Source organism: Isoptericola sp. NPDC057653, from assembly GCF_042799955.1.
In the GTDB taxonomy this organism is placed as follows: domain Bacteria; phylum Actinomycetota; class Actinomycetes; order Actinomycetales; family Cellulomonadaceae; genus Isoptericola.
This window is the reverse complement of record NZ_JBHVHP010000003.1, coordinates 356516-373300: the sequence shown is the minus strand read 5'-3', so window position 1 is coordinate 373300 and position 16785 is coordinate 356516. Positions and strand designations below refer to the sequence as shown.

The following is a 16785-nucleotide window of genomic DNA, read 5'->3' as shown; positions in this document are numbered from 1 at the left end:
ATGACGATCCACCTCGCGGGCGACTCGACCGTCGCCCCGACCGACGAGGGCCGGACGTCCGGCCACGCCGAGATCCCGCTGCTGGGCTGGGGCGACGAGCTCGCCGCCCTGCTCGACGTCCCCGTGCGCAACCACGCGATCGGCGGCGCGACGACGGCGTCCTTCCGCGCCGAGGGGCGCTGGGACGCCCTGCTCGCCGAGCTGCGGCCCGGGGACACGGTGGTGGTCCAGTTCGGGCACAACGACCAGAAGGAGCCCGACGAGCTCGCCGCCGAGGGCGGGTACTCCGAGCGGCTGGCGCGGTTCGTGGGCGAGGCGCGCGCGAACGGCGCGCGACCGGTGCTGGCCACGAGCGTCGAGCGGCGCCTGTTCGACGACGCCGGCGGGCTGCGCTGGTCGCACGGGCCCTACCCGGCGGCCGTGCGCGCCCTCGGGCACGAGCTGGACGTGCCCGTCCTCGAGCTGACGGCGTTCACCCGCTGGCTGTACACGTGGCTCGGGCCCGAGGCGTCGGCGGCGCTGTTCCCGCACGGGGCCGCCGTCGCGGCCGGGCTGGTGGTGGACGACGCGCTCGCCAAGGACAACACCCACTACACGACGGCGGGGGCCCGCGCGGTCGCGCGGTACGTCGCGGAGGCGCTGGCGACGGTCGACGGCGCGCACGACGGCGAGGCGCCGCTGGGCGCGTGGGTGGTGCAGCCGTGACGGCCGCCGCGCCCACCGTCACGGGCACCTACCGCAACCCGCTCGCGTCGCCCGCGGACCTCGACGGCTGGGTCGCGGAGGGACCGGTCGGCACCCGCCACACCCCCGCGGACGGCGCGCTCGGGGCCGGCGTCGAGCTGCGCAGCACGGCCGACGAGGCCGCGCTCGTGGCCGACGGCCGCGGCGACCACGCGCACTTCACGCTCTGGTGCCCGGAGGTGTTCCCGGCCGACGTCGAGGTGGCGTGGGACTTCCGGCCCCTGGCCGGCGACGGCCTGGCGATGCTGTTCCTCGCCGCGACCGGCACCGGCGGGCGGGACCTGTTCGACCCCGCCCTCGCCCCGCGCACCGGCTACTACCCGCAGTACCACTCGGGCGACGTCTCGACGCTCCACGTGTCGTACCTGCGCCGCAAGTGGCCCACCGAGAAGCGGTTCCGCACCTGCAACCTGCGCAAGAGCCCGGGGTTCCGGCTCGTCGCGCAGGGTGCGGACCCGCTCCCCGGCCCCGACGACGCGGACGGCCACTACCGCGTGCGCGTCACCAGGCGCGGCGCCGACGTCGCCTTCGCGATCGACGACCTCACCCTCTTCACCTTCCACGACGAGGCGCCGCTGGGCGCCGGCCGGATCGGGTTCCGGCAGATGTCCCCGCTCGTGGCCCACTACCGCAACCTCGAGGTGACCCCCCTGTCATGACCACCGCCCTCAGCACGGATGCCCCCGCCACCGACGGACCCCGCGCCGCCGTCGACGTCCCGCTGCGCTGGCTGGAGGACGCCGCGCCGGACCTCGCCTCCGGCGGCGTCACGTGCGGCGTCCCGCTGCGGCCGGGCGTCGTGCGCGACGCCGGCGCGCTCGCCGTCGTCGACGCGGACGGCCGCCCCGTCGCCGCCCAGACCTGGCCGCTCGCGACCTGGCCCGACGGCAGCGTGAAGTGGTCCGGCGTCGCGCTGGGCGCGGGCGTCGCGCCCAGCTCCTCGTACCGCGTCGTGGCCGGGCCGGCGGACGCCCCCGCCGCCGGCGGGCCGCGGGTGACCGTCACGGAGCACGCCGACGAGGTCGTGGTCGACACCGGTGCGTGCGTGGTCGTGGTCGGCCGCTCCGGGCCGCACGTCGTGCGGTCGGTGCGCGCGGGCACGGGGGACGCCGCGGTCGAGGTGGCGCGCGCGGGCCGGCTCGTCTCCACCCGGCAGGACCGCCCCGAGCCCGACCACCGGTCGCGCCGGGAGTCGGTGGGCGTGGTGCGCGAGGCCGTCGTCGAGCAGGCGGGCCCCGTGCGCGCCGTCGTGCGCGTGTCGGGCCTGCACCGCGACGTCGACCGTGCCCACGAGGACGGCGCCGCGGGCTGGCTGCCGTTCACGCTGCGCCTGGTGCTCGCGGCCGGGGCCCCGACGTTCCGGCTGGTGCACTCGTTCGTGTGGGACGGCGACCCCGAGCGCGACTTCCTCTCCTCGCTGGGCCTGCGCTTCGACGTGCCCCTGCGGTCCGCGCCGTACGACCGCCACGTGCGCCTCGCGGGGGCGGACGGCGGCCTGGTGCGCGAGGCGGTGCAGGGCGTCACCGGGCTGCGCCGGGACCCGGGCGCCGAGGTGCGCGCGGCCCAGGTGGCGGGTCGCCCGACGCCGCCGCTCGCCGCGTGGGACCCGCGCGTCTCGGAGCGGCTGCGCTGGGTGCCGACCTGGGACGCGTGGTCGCTGCGCCAGCCGACCGCGAACGGCTTCACCGTGCAGAAGCGCACGGCGCCCGACCGGCCGTGGATCGACGTCGCGCAGGGCACGCGGTCCGACGGGCTGGGCTACCTCGGCGACACGGGCGGCGGCATCGCCGTCGGGCTCACCGGGTTCTGGCAGTCGCACCCGACGGGGATCGACGTGGCGGGCGCGACGTCCGACCTCGGATCCCTGACCACGTGGCTCTGGTCGCCCGACGCCGCGCCGATGGACCTGCGCTTCTACCACGACGGCCTCGGCCAGGACACGTACGACGACCAGCTCGACGCCCTCGAGATCACCTACGAGGACTACGAGCCCGGCTTCGGGGACGCGCACGGCATCGGCCGCACGCACGAGCTCACCGTCACCGCGTACGCCGCCACCCCCGACGCGGGCGCGCTGGCACGCCTCGCCGCGGCCACCGCCGTCCGGCCCCAGCTCGTCCCGACGCCGGAGGCCCTGCACGACGCGGCCGTCCTCGGCGACTGGGACCTCGTGGACCGCGGCACGCCGGAGCGGGCGGCGCTCGAGGACCGCCTCGCCACGATGCTGGACTTCTACGTCGGCCAGGTGGACCAGCGCTCCTGGTACGGCTTCTGGAACTTCGGCGACGTCATGCACGCGTACGACCCCGACCGGCACGTGTGGCGCTACGACGTGGGCGGCTACGCGTGGGACAACTCCGAGCTGTCGCCGGACCTGTGGCTGTGGACGTCGTTCCTGCGCACCGGCCGCGCGGACGTCTTCCGGCTGGCGGAGCGCATGACCCGGCACACGGGCGACGTCGACGTCTACCACGCCGGCCCGTGGCAGGGCCTGGGCAGCCGCCACAACGTGCAGCACTGGGGGTGCAGCGCCAAGCAGCTGCGCATCTCGACGCCCGCGTACCGGCGGCCGCACTACTTCCTCACCGGCGACGAGCACACGCGCGACCTCATGGTGGCCCAGCGCGACTCCGACCGGACGTTCCTCGGCCTCGACCCGACGCGCAAGGTGCGGCCCGACGCCGCCACGTACCGCCCGCGGCGGGACGCGCTCGCCGTCGGGCTCGGCACGGACTGGAGCGCGCTGGCCGCGACCTGGCTCGCGGACTGGGAGGTCACGGGCGACGAGCGCTCGCGTGACCGCCTGGTCGGCACGATGACCGACATCGGCGCGCTGCCGCACGGCTTCTTCACCGGCGAGGCCCTGTACGACCTGGACACCGGCCGCTTCGCCACCGACCGCGACCGCGTCACCGTCTCGCACCTGTCCGCCGTCTTCGGGCTGGTGGAGATCTGCTCGGAGCTCGTGTCGCTGGTCGACGCCGGCCTCGTCGACGCCCCGGGCTTCAGGGACGCGTGGCTGCAGTACTGCCGCCTCTACCTCGCGACGCCGGCCGAGCAGGAGGCGGAGCTCGGCGTCGCGCCGTCGGGCACGAACCTCGAGCAGGCGCACTCCCGCCTCGCGGCCTACGCCGCGCAGCGCCTGGGCGACGACGGCCTGGCCGACGTCGCGTGGCGCGCGTACTTCCGCGGCGGCGAGTTCATGGGGGAGGAGGCCTTCCACCCCGTGCCGGTGCTGCCGCCCGAGACCCTCGTCCCGATCGACGAGGCCCGCACCCTGTCCACCAACGACGCCGCGCAGTGCAGCCTCGCCACCCTGCAGAACCTCGCGCTCATCGGCCACCGCCTCCCGCCGGGGTAGCCGCGGCGGCCGGGTGGCCGTGCGGGGCGCCGCGGCAAGTACGCTGTGCGGCGGCAATCTTCACCGGACGTTCACTGTCGAGCATCCACGGTGAGCACGGCGGCCCGGTTCCGGGCCCGACGGACGGAGCACCATGAGCCTCGGCTGGACCAAGCACGGCGACGGGAAGCACGTCGGACCCGGCGACGTCGTCGCCCCCGACGAGCGGCTGAGCTGGCCGCGCACCATCGGCATCGGCATGCAGCACGTGGTGGCCATGTTCGGCTCCACGTTCATCGTGCCGCTCATCACCGAGTTCTCGCCGGCGACGACACTGTTCTTCTCGGCGATCGGCACGGCGCTGTTCCTGCTCATCACGCGGAACCGGCTGCCCAGCTACCTGGGGTCCAGCTTCGCGTTCATCGCCCCGATCGGGGCGGCGACGGCATCGCACGGGCAGTCGGTGGCGGTGGGCGGGATCCTCGTGACCGGCCTCCTGCTCGCGGCGGTCGGCCTGCTGGTGCACTTCGCCGGTGCCCGGTGGATCGACGTCGTCATGCCGCCGATCGTGACCGGCACGATCGTCGCCCTCATCGGCCTCAACCTGGCCCCGGCCGCCTGGGGCAACTTCCAGAAGGCGCCGGTCACCGCCGTGATCACGCTGGCCGCGATCATCCTCGTGACGGTGCTGTTCAAGGGCATCCTCGGGCGGCTGTCGATCCTGGTCGGCGTGCTGGTCGGCTACGTCGCCGCGCTGCTCCAGGGCGAGGTCGACTTCACGGACGTCAAGAAGGCGGACTGGCTCGGCTTCCCGCACTTCGTCACGCCGTCGTTCGACGTCTCAGTGCTCGGCCTGTTCATCCCGGTGGTGCTGGTGCTCATCGCGGAGAACGTGGGGCACGTGAAGTCGGTCGCCGCCATGACCGGCAAGAACCTCGACGGCGTCGCGGGCCGGGCGCTGTTCGCCGACGGCGTCGCGACCACGCTCGCGGGCGTCGGCGGCGGCTCCGGCACCACGACGTACGCCGAGAACATCGGGGTCATGGCGGCCACGCGCGTCTACTCGACGGCCGCGTACTGGGTGGCCGCGGTGACCGCGCTGGTGCTGTCGTTGTCCCCCAAGTTCGGCGCGCTCATCGCGACGATCCCGGACGGTGTGCTCGGCGGGGCGACGACCATGCTCTACGGCATGATCGGCATCCTCGGCGCGCGCATCTGGGTGCAGGCCAAGGTGGACTTCGGCAACCCGGTGAACCTCACCACGGCCGCCGTGCCGCTGATCGTCGGCATCGCGGACTTCACCTGGACGGTCGGCGACATGACCTTCAAGGGCATCGCCCTCGGCACGGCGTCCGCGCTGGTGATCTACCACGGCATGCGGGCCATCGCGCGGTGGCGCGGGACCAGCCAGGAGCCGGTGTCGCCGGCCTCGACGCCCGAGCCGGCGCACGTCGACTGAGTCGACCGACGGAACCCTCAGGCCCCGGGTGGTCAGCCCTTCTTCTTGGTGACGACCACCTGGGGGATGGGCGTGATCTCGTCGGCGGGCACGCAGCCCTCGACGTCCTCCATGGGGGCGTCGGCGGAGAGCAGCACGCGGTCCTGGCTCAACGGGGGGCTGTACTGCTCGCCGACGAGGAGGTCGACGGTGTTGCCCTTGCGGTCGTCGAGGACGAGGCGGACGTCGGGGTACTGGGCGGCGAGCGTGTACGCCCGCGTGATGCCCTTGCTGCCGAACCGGACCTCGGACTGCTGGATCTTCTCGGCCTGCCAGTCGCCGCTCGCGACGACGTCGAAGCCGCGCTCGGAGAGGGCGTCGGCGTTGGCGCCGGCGAGGGGCTCGCTGCCGTCGGCGGCGTTGTAGACCCGCACCTTGACGTTCGAGTACGGCACGGGGAGCGCGCCGTCGGGCTGGCCCTTGACCTGCGGCAGGCAGGGCTCGGGCTGCGGCGCCTCGGCGACGGGCGTGTAGATGGGGCGCGAGAAGGGCGAGCTGAACGCGCCCGTGTACATCGCGACGGCCGCCAGCCCGGCGACCAGCATGAAGACGATGATGACCCCGAAGACGACGGCCTGCCGCTCGTGCTCGCGCTTACGGCGCGTCTCGCGGACCGGGTCAGGGGCAGGTGATGTCACGCGAAGAAACTACCTGAGTTCGTGGGATCGTTCGCGGGCGCACCGCGGTCACGGGGGCGGTCACCGGAGCACGAGGACGCGGGCGTGCAGCACCGGACGCTGCTGCAGCGCGGCGCGGACGGCGCGGTGCAGACCGTCCTCCAGGTACAGGACGCCCTGGTACTCGACGACGTGCGCGAAGAGGTCGCCGAAGAACGTCGAGTCCTCGGCGAGCAGGTGGTCGAGGTCGAGCGTGCGCTTGGTGGTCACGAGCTCGTCGAGGCGCACCTGGCGCGGCGGCACGTCCACCCAGTCCTTGGCGGTCACGTGTCCGTGGTCGGGGTAGGGACGGCCGTCCCCCACGGCCTTGAAGATCATGGCTGCCATCGTAGGGGCGGGCTCGCGACCGGCGGCCTGGTTGCCTCGCGATACGGACACGATGTCGTCACGATCCCATCACGACGGCCCCTCGGGAACCCGTCCTGGCCTGCGGCGACGCCCCACGGCGGTCAGTCCGGCCGCCGGAGCTCCAGCAGGTGGCGCGCCGAGTGGGCGACGAACGGGCCCTCCGCCTCGATCTGCTCGTGCAGCGCGCGAAGCTCCGGCAGGTAGGCCTCGACGGTGAAGCCCGGCACCATCCACACCACCTTGCGGAGGAACCACACGACGGCGCCGACGTCGTGGAACTCGATCCGCAGCCGCTCGGCCCGCAGGTCGACCAGCTCCAGCCCGGCCGCGCGGGCGTCCGCGACCTCGTCCTCGGGGTCGCGGCCGCGCCGCACGTCGTCCGGCAGCGGGCCGAGGAAGAACTCGACCAGCTCGAAGACGCTCGCCGGCCCCACGTGCTGTGCCAGGTACGTGCCGCCCGGCCGCAGCACGCGGGCGATCTCCGCCCAGCGCGGCGCGACGGGGTGTCGGCTCGTCACGAGGTCGAACGCCGCGTCGCCGAACGGGAGCGGGGAGTCGCCGTCGTGCGCGACGACGGCGACGCCGCGCGGGTGCAGCAGCGCGGTCGCGGCGGCGACGTTCGGCGGCCAGCCCTCGGTGGCGACGAGCAGGCGGGGGAGCGCGGGCGCGGTGCCGAGCACCTCGCCGCCGCCGGTCTGCAGGTCGAGTGCCGCGCCGACCGTGCCCAGCCGCTCGTGCAGCAGGCGGGAGTAGCCCCAGCTCGGGCGCTCCTCCGTGGCGCGCCCCTCGAGCCAGGAGAAGTCCCAGCCGGCCATGGGTGCGGCGTCGGCCTCGGCGACGAGCTCGTCGAACGTGCGGTCCATCTCCCCATCGTCCGGTGCCGACCGGGCGGGTGCCATCGAAATACGGGCGGCGTACGGGCGGTGCGGCGACGCCGCGGGGCGAACCGCCGGGTCGGCGACCGCGGCGAGGGGGCGCAACGACGACGGGGCCCGCACCGTGTGGTGCGGGCCCCGTCGGGTCCAGGCGGAGGATGGGGGATTCGAACCCCCGAGGGCGTGAACCCAACACGCTTTCCAAGCGTGCGCCATAGGCCGCTAGGCGAATCCTCCTGGAGCGCAGCCGACATCGAGCGCCGGCAGCCTCAGCAGGATAGCGGACACCCAGGGGTGCGTCCGAATCGCGCGGACGTGATGGTGGTCTCCGTGCCGGGAGCCGCCCCCGGGCCGGTTTCGGGACGGGGCGGGGTCTCGGTTAGGCTGTCGGGCAGACCCCTCGTGCGGCACCATCTCGCCGAACTCCCCCAGGGCCGGAAGGCAGCAAGGGTAAGTGAGCTCTGGTGGGTGTGCGGGGGGTCCTTACTTTTCCGGCCGCGATGGCGGCCTGATCCGCCCCCGCGACGCCGCGGGAGTGCCGCGGGTCACAAGATCCACGATGTGGACGGAATTTCGTCCGACCCGTGAGATTTCGGGTCGATGGGCTTGGTGGTGGGCCCCCGTGGATGGTCACCTTGACGGCATGCCCCGCATCGCTCCCGCAGCACCGTCGACCGCGCGCTCCTGCCGTCGCGGCGAGATGTGCTGCCGCGCGACCGTCGCGGGCCGAATGTGCGTGCTCGACTGACGACCCCTCGGTTTCGCGCCTGACGACCCGACCGTCGTCGCCCCGCCCCCGGCCCGGCCGGGAGCCCCGTACCTCGCCGCCTCGAGCTGATGGCCGTGGCCGCAGCACCCACCCGCCTCCTCGGCGCCGACCTGGCGCCTGCCCGGAAGGACTCACCATGTCCCGCAGCACCCGCAACCGTCTCCTCACCGTCACCGCGATCGCCGCGGCCACCACGTTCGCGCTGTCCGCCTGCGGCAGCGGCACCGACGCCGCCTCGGGCGACGGTGACGCCAAGGGCGACGGCAAGCTCCGCGTCGGCGTCGTCGGTGCCGCCGACGACAAGTGGGCCGTGTTCACCCAGGAGGCGAAGGCCGAGGGCCTCGACGTCGAGCTCGTCGACCTCCAGGACTACACGCAGGCCAACCCCTCGCTCTCGCAGGGTCAGCTCGACGCGAACCAGTTCCAGCACCTGCAGTTCCTCGCGGGCTACAACGTCGACGCCGGCGACGACCTGGAGCCGATCGGCGCGACCGCCGTCTACCCGCTGGGCCTGTACTCGTCGAAGCACGACTCGCTCGACCAGATCCCCGCCGGCGGTCAGGTCGCCGTGCCGAACGACCCGACCAACCTGGCCCGCGCGCTCCTGGTGCTCCAGGAGGCCGGCCTCATCGAGCTCAAGGACGGCGGCAGCGCCGTCTCCACCGAGGCCGACGTGCTGCCCAGCTCCAAGGTGAAGGTGACGCCGGTCGCCGCCGAGCAGACGCCGATCCAGCTCCAGTCGGTGGACGCCTCGATCGTCAACAACGACTTCCTCGAGGACTCCGGCCTCTCCGCGGACGACGCCCTCTTCCAGGACGACCCGGACTCCGCCGCCGCCGAGCCCTACATCAACGTGTGGGTGGCCCGCGCCGAGGACGCCGACGACCCCGACCTGCTGAAGCTCGCGGAGGTCTCGCACTCCGACGCCGTCGTCGCGGCCGAGAAGAAGGCCTCCGGCGGCACGGCCGTCATCAAGGAGAACACCCCCGAGGAGCTGCAGAAGATCCTCACCGGCCTCGAGGACGACATCCGCGCGGCCTCCTGACCCGACGTCGTGGCCGGGGCGCGCTGACCGCGCGCCCCGGCCACCGTGCTGGGCAGGATGGGCAGGGCGTGGACGGGCAGGACGAGCAGTGAGGACGGACAGGTGAGCGAGACCGTGACCGAGGGCGGGGCCCGGGCCGGCGCGCCGGCGATCGAGCTGCGCGGGGTGTCGAAGACGTTCGGCGACGGCGACCGCGCCGTGCACGCCGTGGACGACGTGTCGCTCACCGTGCAGGCCGGCGAGATCTTCGGCGTCATCGGGTACTCCGGCGCGGGCAAGTCCACGCTGGTGCGACTCGTCAACGCGCTCGAGACCGTGACGTCCGGCACGGTGCTCGTCGAGGGCACCGACATCACCGCGCTCCCCGAGCGGAAGCTGCGGGGCGTCCGCGCCCGCATCGGGATGATCTTTCAGCAGTTCAACCTGCTGACCTCGCGCACCGTCGCGGGCAACGTGGCCTACCCGCTCAAGGTGGCGCGCTGGCCCAAGGAGGAGCGGGCGGCGCGCGTCGCCGAGCTGCTCGAGTTCGTCGGGCTGGCCGACAAGGCCAGGGCGTACCCGCGCCAGCTCTCCGGCGGGCAGAAGCAGCGCGTCGGCATCGCCCGCGCCCTCGCGACGTCCCCGACCATCCTCCTCGCCGACGAGTCGACGTCGGCCCTCGACCCCGAGACCACCCGCGACGTCCTGTCGCTGCTGCGCCGCGTCAACGCCGAGCTCGGCATCACCATCGTCGTCATCACGCACGAGATGGAGGTGGTGCGCTCCATCTGCGACCGCGTGGCCGTCATGGAGCGCGGCAGGGTCGTGGAGGTGGGCGACGTCTACGACGTCTTCTCCGCCCCGCGCGCCGACGCCGCCCAGCGGTTCGTCGGCACCGCCATGCACGACCGCCCGTCGCCCGACGCGCTCGCCCGGCTGCGCGAGCGCCACCCCGGCCGCCTCGTCACCGTCGGCGTCCGCGAGGGTGCGAGCACCGGCACCGAGCTGTTCCGCCTGCTGCGCGAGCACGAGGTGGACGGCGCCGTCGTCTTCGGCGGCATCAGCGAGGTGGGGGAGCGGCCGTTCGGGTCGCTCACCGTCGAGCTCGTCGCCCCCGCCGACCGCCTCGCCGCCTTCCTCGCCGCGCTGCGCGCGCAGGCCGACGTCGTCGACCTCGGCACCGCCGCGAACCCCGTCGACGACCCGCGCGCGATCCGCGCCGACCGCGGCCCGCAGGCCGACACCCCTGCGCCCGACGAGGGTGACGAGCTCGGCGACCCGTATCGCGAGGCTCGTGACGCCGTCACCCGCCACGGCTTCTTCGGCAACCTGGGAGGACGCTCATGAACAAGGACTGGTCCACCCTGTGGCCCCTCCTGTGGGAGGCGTTCGGCCAGACGCTGCAGATGGTCAGCATCGCGCTGCTCACCGGCGGACTCGCGGGCCTGGCGCTGGGGCTCGCGCTCTACGTGACGCGGCCGGGCAACCTCATGGCGAACAAGGCGGTGTTCGGCGTCCTCAACGTGCTCGTCAACATCGTGCGGCCCATCCCGTTCATCATCTTCGTGACCCTGCTCGGGCCGGTGACGTTGCAGGTCGTGGGCACGACGCTGGGCACGGAGGCGTTCATCTTCCCGCTGTCGGTGATGACGGCGTTCGGCACGTCGCGCATCGTCGAGCAGAACCTGGTGGGCATCGACCCGGGCGTCGTGGAGGCCGCGCGGGCGATGGGGGCGTCGTCGTGGCGGATCATCACCACGGTGCTGGTCCCCGAGGCCCTCGCGCCGCTGATCCTGGGCTACACGTTCCTGTTCATCGCGGTGCTCGACATGTCCGCCATCGCCGGGCTCATCGGCGGCGGCGGTCTGGGTGACTTCGCGCTGCGGTACGGCTACCAGCGCTACAACTGGGCGGTCGTGGTGGTCACCGTCGCCGTGATCATCGTCATCGTGCAGGTGGTGCAGTGGCTGGGGAACCTGCTGGCGCGGAGGGTGCTGCACCGCTGATCGCGGCGCGGCGGGGCGCGAGCTGTCCCGCGACGAGCGCCAGGAGCGCCAGCGCGAACCCGGCGAGCTGCAGCGGGCTCAGCGTCTCGCCGAGCACGAGGGCGCCGAGCGCCGCGGCCGTCAGAGGCGACAGCAGCCCCAGCAGCGCCGTCGCCGTGACGGGCAGGGCGCGGATGCCCGCGAACCAGAGCGTGTACCCGACCAGCCCGCCCGCGAGCCCGAGCCAGAGGTAGCCGGCCAGCGCGCCCGCGTCGACCTGCGCGGGGACGCCCTCGAGGAGCGCCAGCGGGGCCAGCGCGAGGCCGCCCGCGGTGAGCTGCCAGCCCGCGAAGGCCATGGGCCCCACGCCCTCCGGTCGTCCCCACCGCTTCGTCAGGGTGACGCCGAACGCCATGACCGCGGCGCCGGCCAGCCCGGCTGCGAGGCCCACGGGGTCGAGCACGGCGTCCGGCCCGAGCACCACCAGCCCGACGCCGAGCACCCCGACGCCGCCCCAGGCCAGGCGCCACCGTGACCAGCGCTCGCCGAGCACGGCGACGGCGAGCACGGCGACGAGGATCGGCTGCGTCGCGCCGAGGGTGGCGGCGACGCCGCCCGGGAGCCTCTCCGCCGCCACGAACAGCAGGGGGAAGAAGGCGCCGATGTTGAGGACGCCGAGGACGGCGGCGCGCCACCACCACGAGCCCCGCGGCAGGGTGCGGCTCAGCGCGAGCGCGAGCAGCCCGGCGGGCAGGGCGCGCGCGGCCGCGGCGAACAGGGGGTGGTCCGGCGGCAGCAGCTCGGTGGTCACCAGGTACGTGGTGCCCCAGACGACGGGGGCGAGCGCCGTGCGCAGCGTGCGGGCGGCGGTGCCGCCGCGTTCCGGGGCAGGGGCCCCGACGGCGGCGGGCGGGCGGGTGGTCGTGGTCATGGGCACCACTGTCCGGCCGCCAGTGTCGATGAGTCCAACACATGCTTGTCACCGCATCGATCGTGATTCACGATAGATCGATGGAGCTGCAGCAGATGCGGTACGTCGTGGCGGTCGCGGAGACCGGGAGCTTCACCCGGGCGGCGGGACGGTGCTTCGTCGTGCAGTCCGCGCTGAGCCACCAGGTCGCGGCGCTCGAGCGGGAGCTCGGCGTCCGGCTGTTCGCGCGGACGAGCCGGCGGGTCGAGATCACCGCGGCGGGGGAGGCCTTCCTCCCGGCCGCCCGGGTCGCGCTGGAGTCCGCCGAACGGGCGGCCGCCGACGCCGCGGCCGCCGCCGGCGAGGTGCGCGGCACGCTGCGGCTCGGCGTCATCCCGACGGTGACCGCCCTCGACGTGCCGGCCGTGCTCCGCCGCCTGCGCGCCGCCCACCCGCGGGTGGGCGCGTCGCTGCGGATGGCGGGCAGCGACGAGCTCGTCGCCGCCCTGCGCGCGGGGGAGCTCGACGTGGCCGTCCTCGGGCTGCCCGACGACGGCGTCCCGGCCGGGGTGAGGCACCGCGAGCTCGCGCGCGAGCGGCACGTCGCCGTCGTCGGCCTTGACCACCCGCTGCACGGCCGCTCCCGCGTCGACCTCGCCCGGCTGGCCGACGAGGTTTTTGCGGACTTCCCCACGGGCACGCCCGGGCGCGCGCAGAGCGACCGGGCCTTCGTGGCCGCGGGCCTGCGGCGCGAGGTCGCGTACGAGGGGATGGTGACCGACCTGCTCCTCGGCCTCGTGCGGGAGGGCCTGGCGGTCGCCCTGCTGCCCGAGGCGCTGGTCGCGGGCCGGGAGGACGTCGTGGTGCTGCGGGTGACGCGGGGGCCGTCGCGGGTGCAGCACCTCGCCTGGAGCAGCCTCAACCCGAGCCCGGCGGCGGAGGCGTTCGTCCGGCTGGTGGACGAGTCCGACGCCACCCCGGACGGCCTCGTCGGTGTCGGTCGGGGCGTCTAGGGTTGGCGGGGTGACCACCGCCCTGTACCGCCGCTACCGGCCCGAGACGTTCGCCGAGGTGATCGGCCAGGAGCACGTCACCGCACCGCTCATGCAGGCGCTGCGCAGCGGGCGCGTCAACCACGCCTACCTCTTCTCCGGGCCGCGCGGCTGCGGTAAGACGACGTCGGCGCGCATCCTGGCGCGCACGCTGAACTGCGCGCGCAACACCCCGGACACCCCGATCGACACCCCGTGCGGCGAGTGCCCGTCGTGCGTGGAGCTGGCGCGCGGCGGCCCCGGCTCGCTCGACGTCGTCGAGATCGACGCGGCCAGCCACAACGGCGTCGACGACGCCCGCGACCTGCGCGAGCGCGCCACGTTCGCGCCCGCCCGCGACCGGTACAAGATCTTCATCCTCGACGAGGCGCACATGGTGACGCCGCAGGGCTTCAACGCCCTGCTCAAGATCGTCGAGGAGCCGCCGCCCCACGTGAAGTTCGTGTTCGCGACGACGGAGCCGGACAAGGTGATCGGCACCATCCGCTCGCGCACGCACCACTACCCGTTCCGGCTGGTGCCGCCGGACGTGCTCGGCCCGTACCTCGAGCAGCTGACCGCCGCCGAGGGGATCGAGCTCGGCGGCGGCGTCGTGCCGCTGGTCACCCGCGCGGGCGGCGGGTCCGTGCGCGACAGCCTGTCCGTGCTCGACCAGCTCATCGCGGGCGCCACCGGCGGCGTCGTCGAGTACGACACCGCGGTCGGCCTGCTCGGCTTCACGCACGCCACGCTGCTCGACGACGTCGTCGACGCCCTCGCGGCGGGCGACGGCGCGTCGATCTTCCGCGTCGTCGACCAGGTGATCGCCACCGGGCACGAGCCCCGGCGCTTCGTGGAGGACGTGCTGGAGCGGCTGCGCGACCTCATCGTCATCGCGGTCTCCGGCGACGCCGCCGAGGCCGTGCTGCGCGGCCTGCCGGCCGACCAGCTCGAGCGCATGCGGACCCAGGCGGGCCGCCTCGGCGTGTCCGAGCTGTCGCGTGCGGCCGACCTCGTCAACGCCGCGCTCACCGAGATGACCGGCGCCACCTCGCCGCGGCTGCACCTGGAGCTGCTGTGCGCGCGCCTGCTGCTGCCGGGTGCCGACGACGGTGCGGAGGGCCTCGCGGCCCGCATCGACCGCCTCGAGCGCGGCAGGATCGCGGCCGGCACGGCTGCGCCGGCCGGTCCGCCCGCTGAGTCCGACGCCCCGTCGACGCCCGCACCGCCCTCGTCGCCCGCACCGCTGTCGACGCCCGCACCGTCGGCGTCCGGGGGCGGCGGAGGAGGGCTGAGCGGCGCCGCTGCCGCACGGGCCGCCCTGCAGGCGAGCCGCCGTCCGGTCGCCGAGCCGGAGGCCGAGCACGCAGCAGAGCCTGCAGCAGCGCCCGAGCCCGAGCGTGTCGCCGAGCCCGAGCCCGCGGCAGAGCCTGAGCCTGAGCGTGTGGCAGAGCCCGAGCCGGTCGAGCCCGAGCCCGAGCGTGCGGCAGAGCCCGAGCCTGAGCCTGAGCCTGAGCGTGCGGCAGAGCCTGAGCCCGAGCGCGCGGCAGAGCCCGAGCCGGTCGAGCCCGAGCTGGTCGAGCCTGTCGAGGACGTCCGGCCCACCGGGCCGGAGTCCGCGCCGTCCGCTCCCGCGGGCGACGTCACGTCCGAGGTGGTCCGGCGGCGCTGGCGCGAGGTCCTGGGCGCCATCCAGAGCCCGCAGGCCGCCGCGTTCCTCGGCGAGAACGCCGAGGTGATGACCCTCGAGGGCGACGTGCTGCGCCTCGGGTTCGCGTCGGCCGTCGTCGGGCTGGCCCGCCGCGGACGACCGGAGACCATCTCGGACGCCGTCTACCAGGCGCTCGGTGTCGCGGTGCGGGTCGAGATCGTCGAGAAGGAGGCCGGCCGGCGTCCTCGGGAGGCCGGGAGCTCTCCCGCCTCGTCCGACCCGGGCGGCGATGCCCCCGAGGAGCCTGACGTCGCCGAGCCCGTCGCCGCCGAACCCGACGTCGCCGAGCCCGACATCGACGCGCCCGACGAGGGAGGACGCGGCGGAGGCGGCGGAGGCGGCGGTGCCGCCGCCGGCGGCCCGGCAGCCGGCAGCGGACACCCCGCCGCCACGGTCGCGGCGAGCGAGTCGCGCCCGGAGGCCGCCGTCGCCGTCCTCGAGCCACCCGCTCGTCGTGCGCCGCAGGACGCCCCGCAGCGGACCCGGCAGCCGCAGCCGCCGGCGGGTCGGGTCGCGTCCGTCGACGACGCCGACGCCGCCTGGCTCGCCGGCGTCTCGCTGCACGAGCCCCCGCCCGACGGCGACCCCGAGCCGCCGCTCGACGAGCCGGCCGAGGCTCCGGCCGGCCGGCCGGTCGCGACGGTGACGGCACCGCCCGCGCCGACGCCGCCCGCCCCGGCTCCCACCGCGCCGCCGGTCGCCGCCCCGCCCGCGGGGCCCCCGGCCCGCGAGACGCCGCGGCAGGCCGCCGAGCGTCGCGTCCGCGAGGCGCAGCAGGCCGAGGGGCGGTCGTCGTGGACGCCGTCCCCCGGCGCGAGCCTCGCCGACGACGAGCCGTCCGCCGACGACCCCGACATCACGTCCACCGGCGTGGTCGGCGTGCAGCTGGTGGTCAAGATGCTCGACGGCAAGGTCATCGAAGAGATCGCGGAGCAGCCCTGACATGACGGGCGAACCGAGCACCGCGGCGTCCCTCGGCAGGGCCAGGACGACCAGGACGACCAGGACGACCGGGACGACCGGGACCCGCACCACGACGCTGCACATCGTCGCGGCCGTCATCGTGCGCGCCGACGGCCGCGCGCTGCTGGTGCGCAAGCGCGGCACCACGGCGTTCATGCAGGTGGGAGGCAAGATCGAGCCCGGCGAGGACCCGGTCGCGGCGCTCGTGCGGGAGTGCGCGGAGGAGATCGGCCTCGTCGTCGACCCCGCCGCCGTCCGCCCGCTGGGGCGGCGCGCCGCCGTCGCGGCCAACGAGCCCGACCACGTGGTGGACGCGCACGTCTTCGAGGTCGCGCTCCCCGCGGGCTTCGTCGTCGAGACGCGTGCGGAGCTCGAGGAGCACGCCTGGGTCGACCCGGCCGCGCCCGTCGCCGGGCACCCGCTGGCGCCGCTGTCGGCCGACCTCATGGCCGACGTCGCCGCCGGGCGCTGACGGGGAGACGATGACCGGCGACCCCGACGGCCAGGCACCGTCCCCGCGCCGCGGCGCGATCCACCACGTCGAGCTGTGGGTGCCCGACCTCGCCCGCGCCGAGCGCTCGTGGGGCTGGCTGCTCGGCGAGCTCGGCTACCGCCCCCACCAGTCGTGGGAGCACGGCCGGTCGTGGCTGCTGGGCGACGCGTACGTGGTGGTCGAGCAGAGCCCGGCCCTCGCCGCGGCCGACCACGACCGCCTCCGCCCGGGCCTCAACCACCTGGCGTTCCACGCCGGCACCGCGACGCAGCTCGACGCCCTCGTCGCCGCCGCGCCCGCGCACGGCTGGGCGCTGCTCTTCCCCGACCGCCACCCGTTCGCCGGCGGGCCCGACCACCGCGCCGCGTACCTCGAGGACGTGGACGGCTACGAGGTCGAGCTCGTCGCCGGCTGACC

At 74.9% G+C, this 16785-nt stretch carries 15 protein-coding genes, 1 tRNA gene and 1 other RNA gene; 12 read left to right on the top strand and 5 right to left on the bottom strand.

Annotated elements, in window-relative coordinates; all coding sequences use genetic code 11:
* From ACFU9A_RS18720 to ACFU9A_RS18705, 4 genes are all read left to right on the top strand, one after another.
* Positions 1-705, top strand: coding sequence for a rhamnogalacturonan acetylesterase (locus ACFU9A_RS18720; protein WP_430576795.1), 705 nt, complete (start codon positions 1-3; stop codon positions 703-705).
* The gene (locus ACFU9A_RS18715; protein ID WP_430576794.1) at positions 702-1403 is read left to right on the top strand and encodes a DUF1961 family protein; all 702 of its coding nucleotides are present in this window, start codon (positions 702-704) and stop codon (positions 1401-1403) included. Before ACFU9A_RS18720 ends, ACFU9A_RS18715 begins: the two co-directional genes overlap by 4 nt.
* A complete protein-coding gene (locus ACFU9A_RS18710; protein WP_430576793.1) occupies positions 1400-4105 on the top strand; it encodes a Tat pathway signal sequence domain protein in 2706 nt (901 codons plus the stop codon). Before ACFU9A_RS18715 ends, ACFU9A_RS18710 begins: the two co-directional genes overlap by 4 nt.
* A gap of 133 nt (positions 4106-4238) precedes the next feature.
* The gene (locus tag ACFU9A_RS18705; protein ID WP_430576792.1) at positions 4239-5543 is read left to right on the top strand and encodes a uracil-xanthine permease family protein; all 1305 of its coding nucleotides are present in this window, start codon (positions 4239-4241) and stop codon (positions 5541-5543) included.
* A gap of 32 nt (positions 5544-5575) precedes the next feature.
* Here the strand turns inward: ACFU9A_RS18705 and ACFU9A_RS18700 are convergent, their stop codons facing one another.
* From ACFU9A_RS18700 to ACFU9A_RS18685, 4 genes are all read right to left on the bottom strand, one after another.
* Positions 5576-6220, bottom strand: coding sequence for a LytR C-terminal domain-containing protein (locus ACFU9A_RS18700; RefSeq protein ID WP_430576791.1), 645 nt, complete (start codon positions 6218-6220; stop codon positions 5576-5578).
* Positions 6221-6280: 60 nt separating this feature from the next.
* Positions 6281-6577 carry a type II toxin-antitoxin system VapB family antitoxin gene (locus ACFU9A_RS18695; protein ID WP_380320948.1) on the bottom strand — a complete coding sequence of 99 codons (297 nt, stop codon included), beginning with the start codon at positions 6575-6577 and terminating at the stop codon, positions 6281-6283.
* 131 nt (positions 6578-6708) lie between these two features.
* Positions 6709-7470: a class I SAM-dependent methyltransferase gene (locus ACFU9A_RS18690; RefSeq protein ID WP_430576790.1), complete on the bottom strand. Its 762-nt coding sequence runs from the start codon at positions 7468-7470 to the stop codon at positions 6709-6711.
* A gap of 164 nt (positions 7471-7634) precedes the next feature.
* Positions 7635-7719 (bottom strand) — tRNA-Ser (locus tag ACFU9A_RS18685).
* A 154-nt stretch (positions 7720-7873) separates the two neighbouring features.
* Here ACFU9A_RS18685 and ffs point away from each other — a divergent pair.
* From ffs to ACFU9A_RS18665, 4 genes are all read left to right on the top strand, one after another.
* Positions 7874-7970: signal recognition particle sRNA small type (gene ffs / locus ACFU9A_RS18680), an RNA gene on the top strand.
* Positions 7971-8387: 417 nt separating this feature from the next.
* Complete coding sequence (locus tag ACFU9A_RS18675) at positions 8388-9296, top strand: MetQ/NlpA family ABC transporter substrate-binding protein (RefSeq protein ID WP_430576789.1); 909 nt, start codon at positions 8388-8390, stop codon at positions 9294-9296.
* Between the two features lie 57 nt (positions 9297-9353).
* Positions 9354-10622 carry a methionine ABC transporter ATP-binding protein gene (locus ACFU9A_RS18670; protein ID WP_430576788.1) on the top strand — a complete coding sequence of 423 codons (1269 nt, stop codon included), beginning with the start codon at positions 9354-9356 and terminating at the stop codon, positions 10620-10622.
* A complete protein-coding gene (locus ACFU9A_RS18665; protein WP_430576787.1) occupies positions 10619-11281 on the top strand; it encodes a methionine ABC transporter permease in 663 nt (220 codons plus the stop codon). The genes ACFU9A_RS18670 and ACFU9A_RS18665 overlap by 4 nt, the downstream gene beginning before the upstream one ends.
* On the opposite strand, the gene ACFU9A_RS18660 is transcribed toward ACFU9A_RS18665, so the two are convergent.
* Positions 11220-12191, bottom strand: a complete 972-nt coding sequence (locus ACFU9A_RS18660) for an EamA family transporter (RefSeq protein ID WP_430576786.1) — start codon at positions 12189-12191, stop codon at positions 11220-11222. The genes ACFU9A_RS18665 and ACFU9A_RS18660 overlap by 62 nt on opposite strands.
* A gap of 80 nt (positions 12192-12271) precedes the next feature.
* On the opposite strand from ACFU9A_RS18660, the gene ACFU9A_RS18655 reads away from it, so the two are divergent.
* The 4 genes from ACFU9A_RS18655 to ACFU9A_RS18640 are packed head-to-tail and all read left to right on the top strand — an operon-like array spanning position 12272 to position 16783.
* Positions 12272-13183, top strand: coding sequence for a LysR family transcriptional regulator (locus ACFU9A_RS18655; protein WP_430576785.1), 912 nt, complete (start codon positions 12272-12274; stop codon positions 13181-13183).
* Between the two features lie 10 nt (positions 13184-13193).
* Complete coding sequence (locus tag ACFU9A_RS18650; protein WP_430576784.1) at positions 13194-15854, top strand: DNA polymerase III subunit gamma and tau; 2661 nt, start codon at positions 13194-13196, stop codon at positions 15852-15854.
* A 1-nt stretch (position 15855) separates the two neighbouring features.
* The gene (locus tag ACFU9A_RS18645; protein ID WP_430576783.1) at positions 15856-16347 is read left to right on the top strand and encodes an NUDIX domain-containing protein; all 492 of its coding nucleotides are present in this window, start codon (positions 15856-15858) and stop codon (positions 16345-16347) included.
* A 10-nt stretch (positions 16348-16357) separates the two neighbouring features.
* The gene (locus ACFU9A_RS18640) at positions 16358-16783 is read left to right on the top strand and encodes a VOC family protein (RefSeq protein ID WP_430576782.1); all 426 of its coding nucleotides are present in this window, start codon (positions 16358-16360) and stop codon (positions 16781-16783) included.
* Positions 16784-16785: the final 2 nt, after the last annotated feature.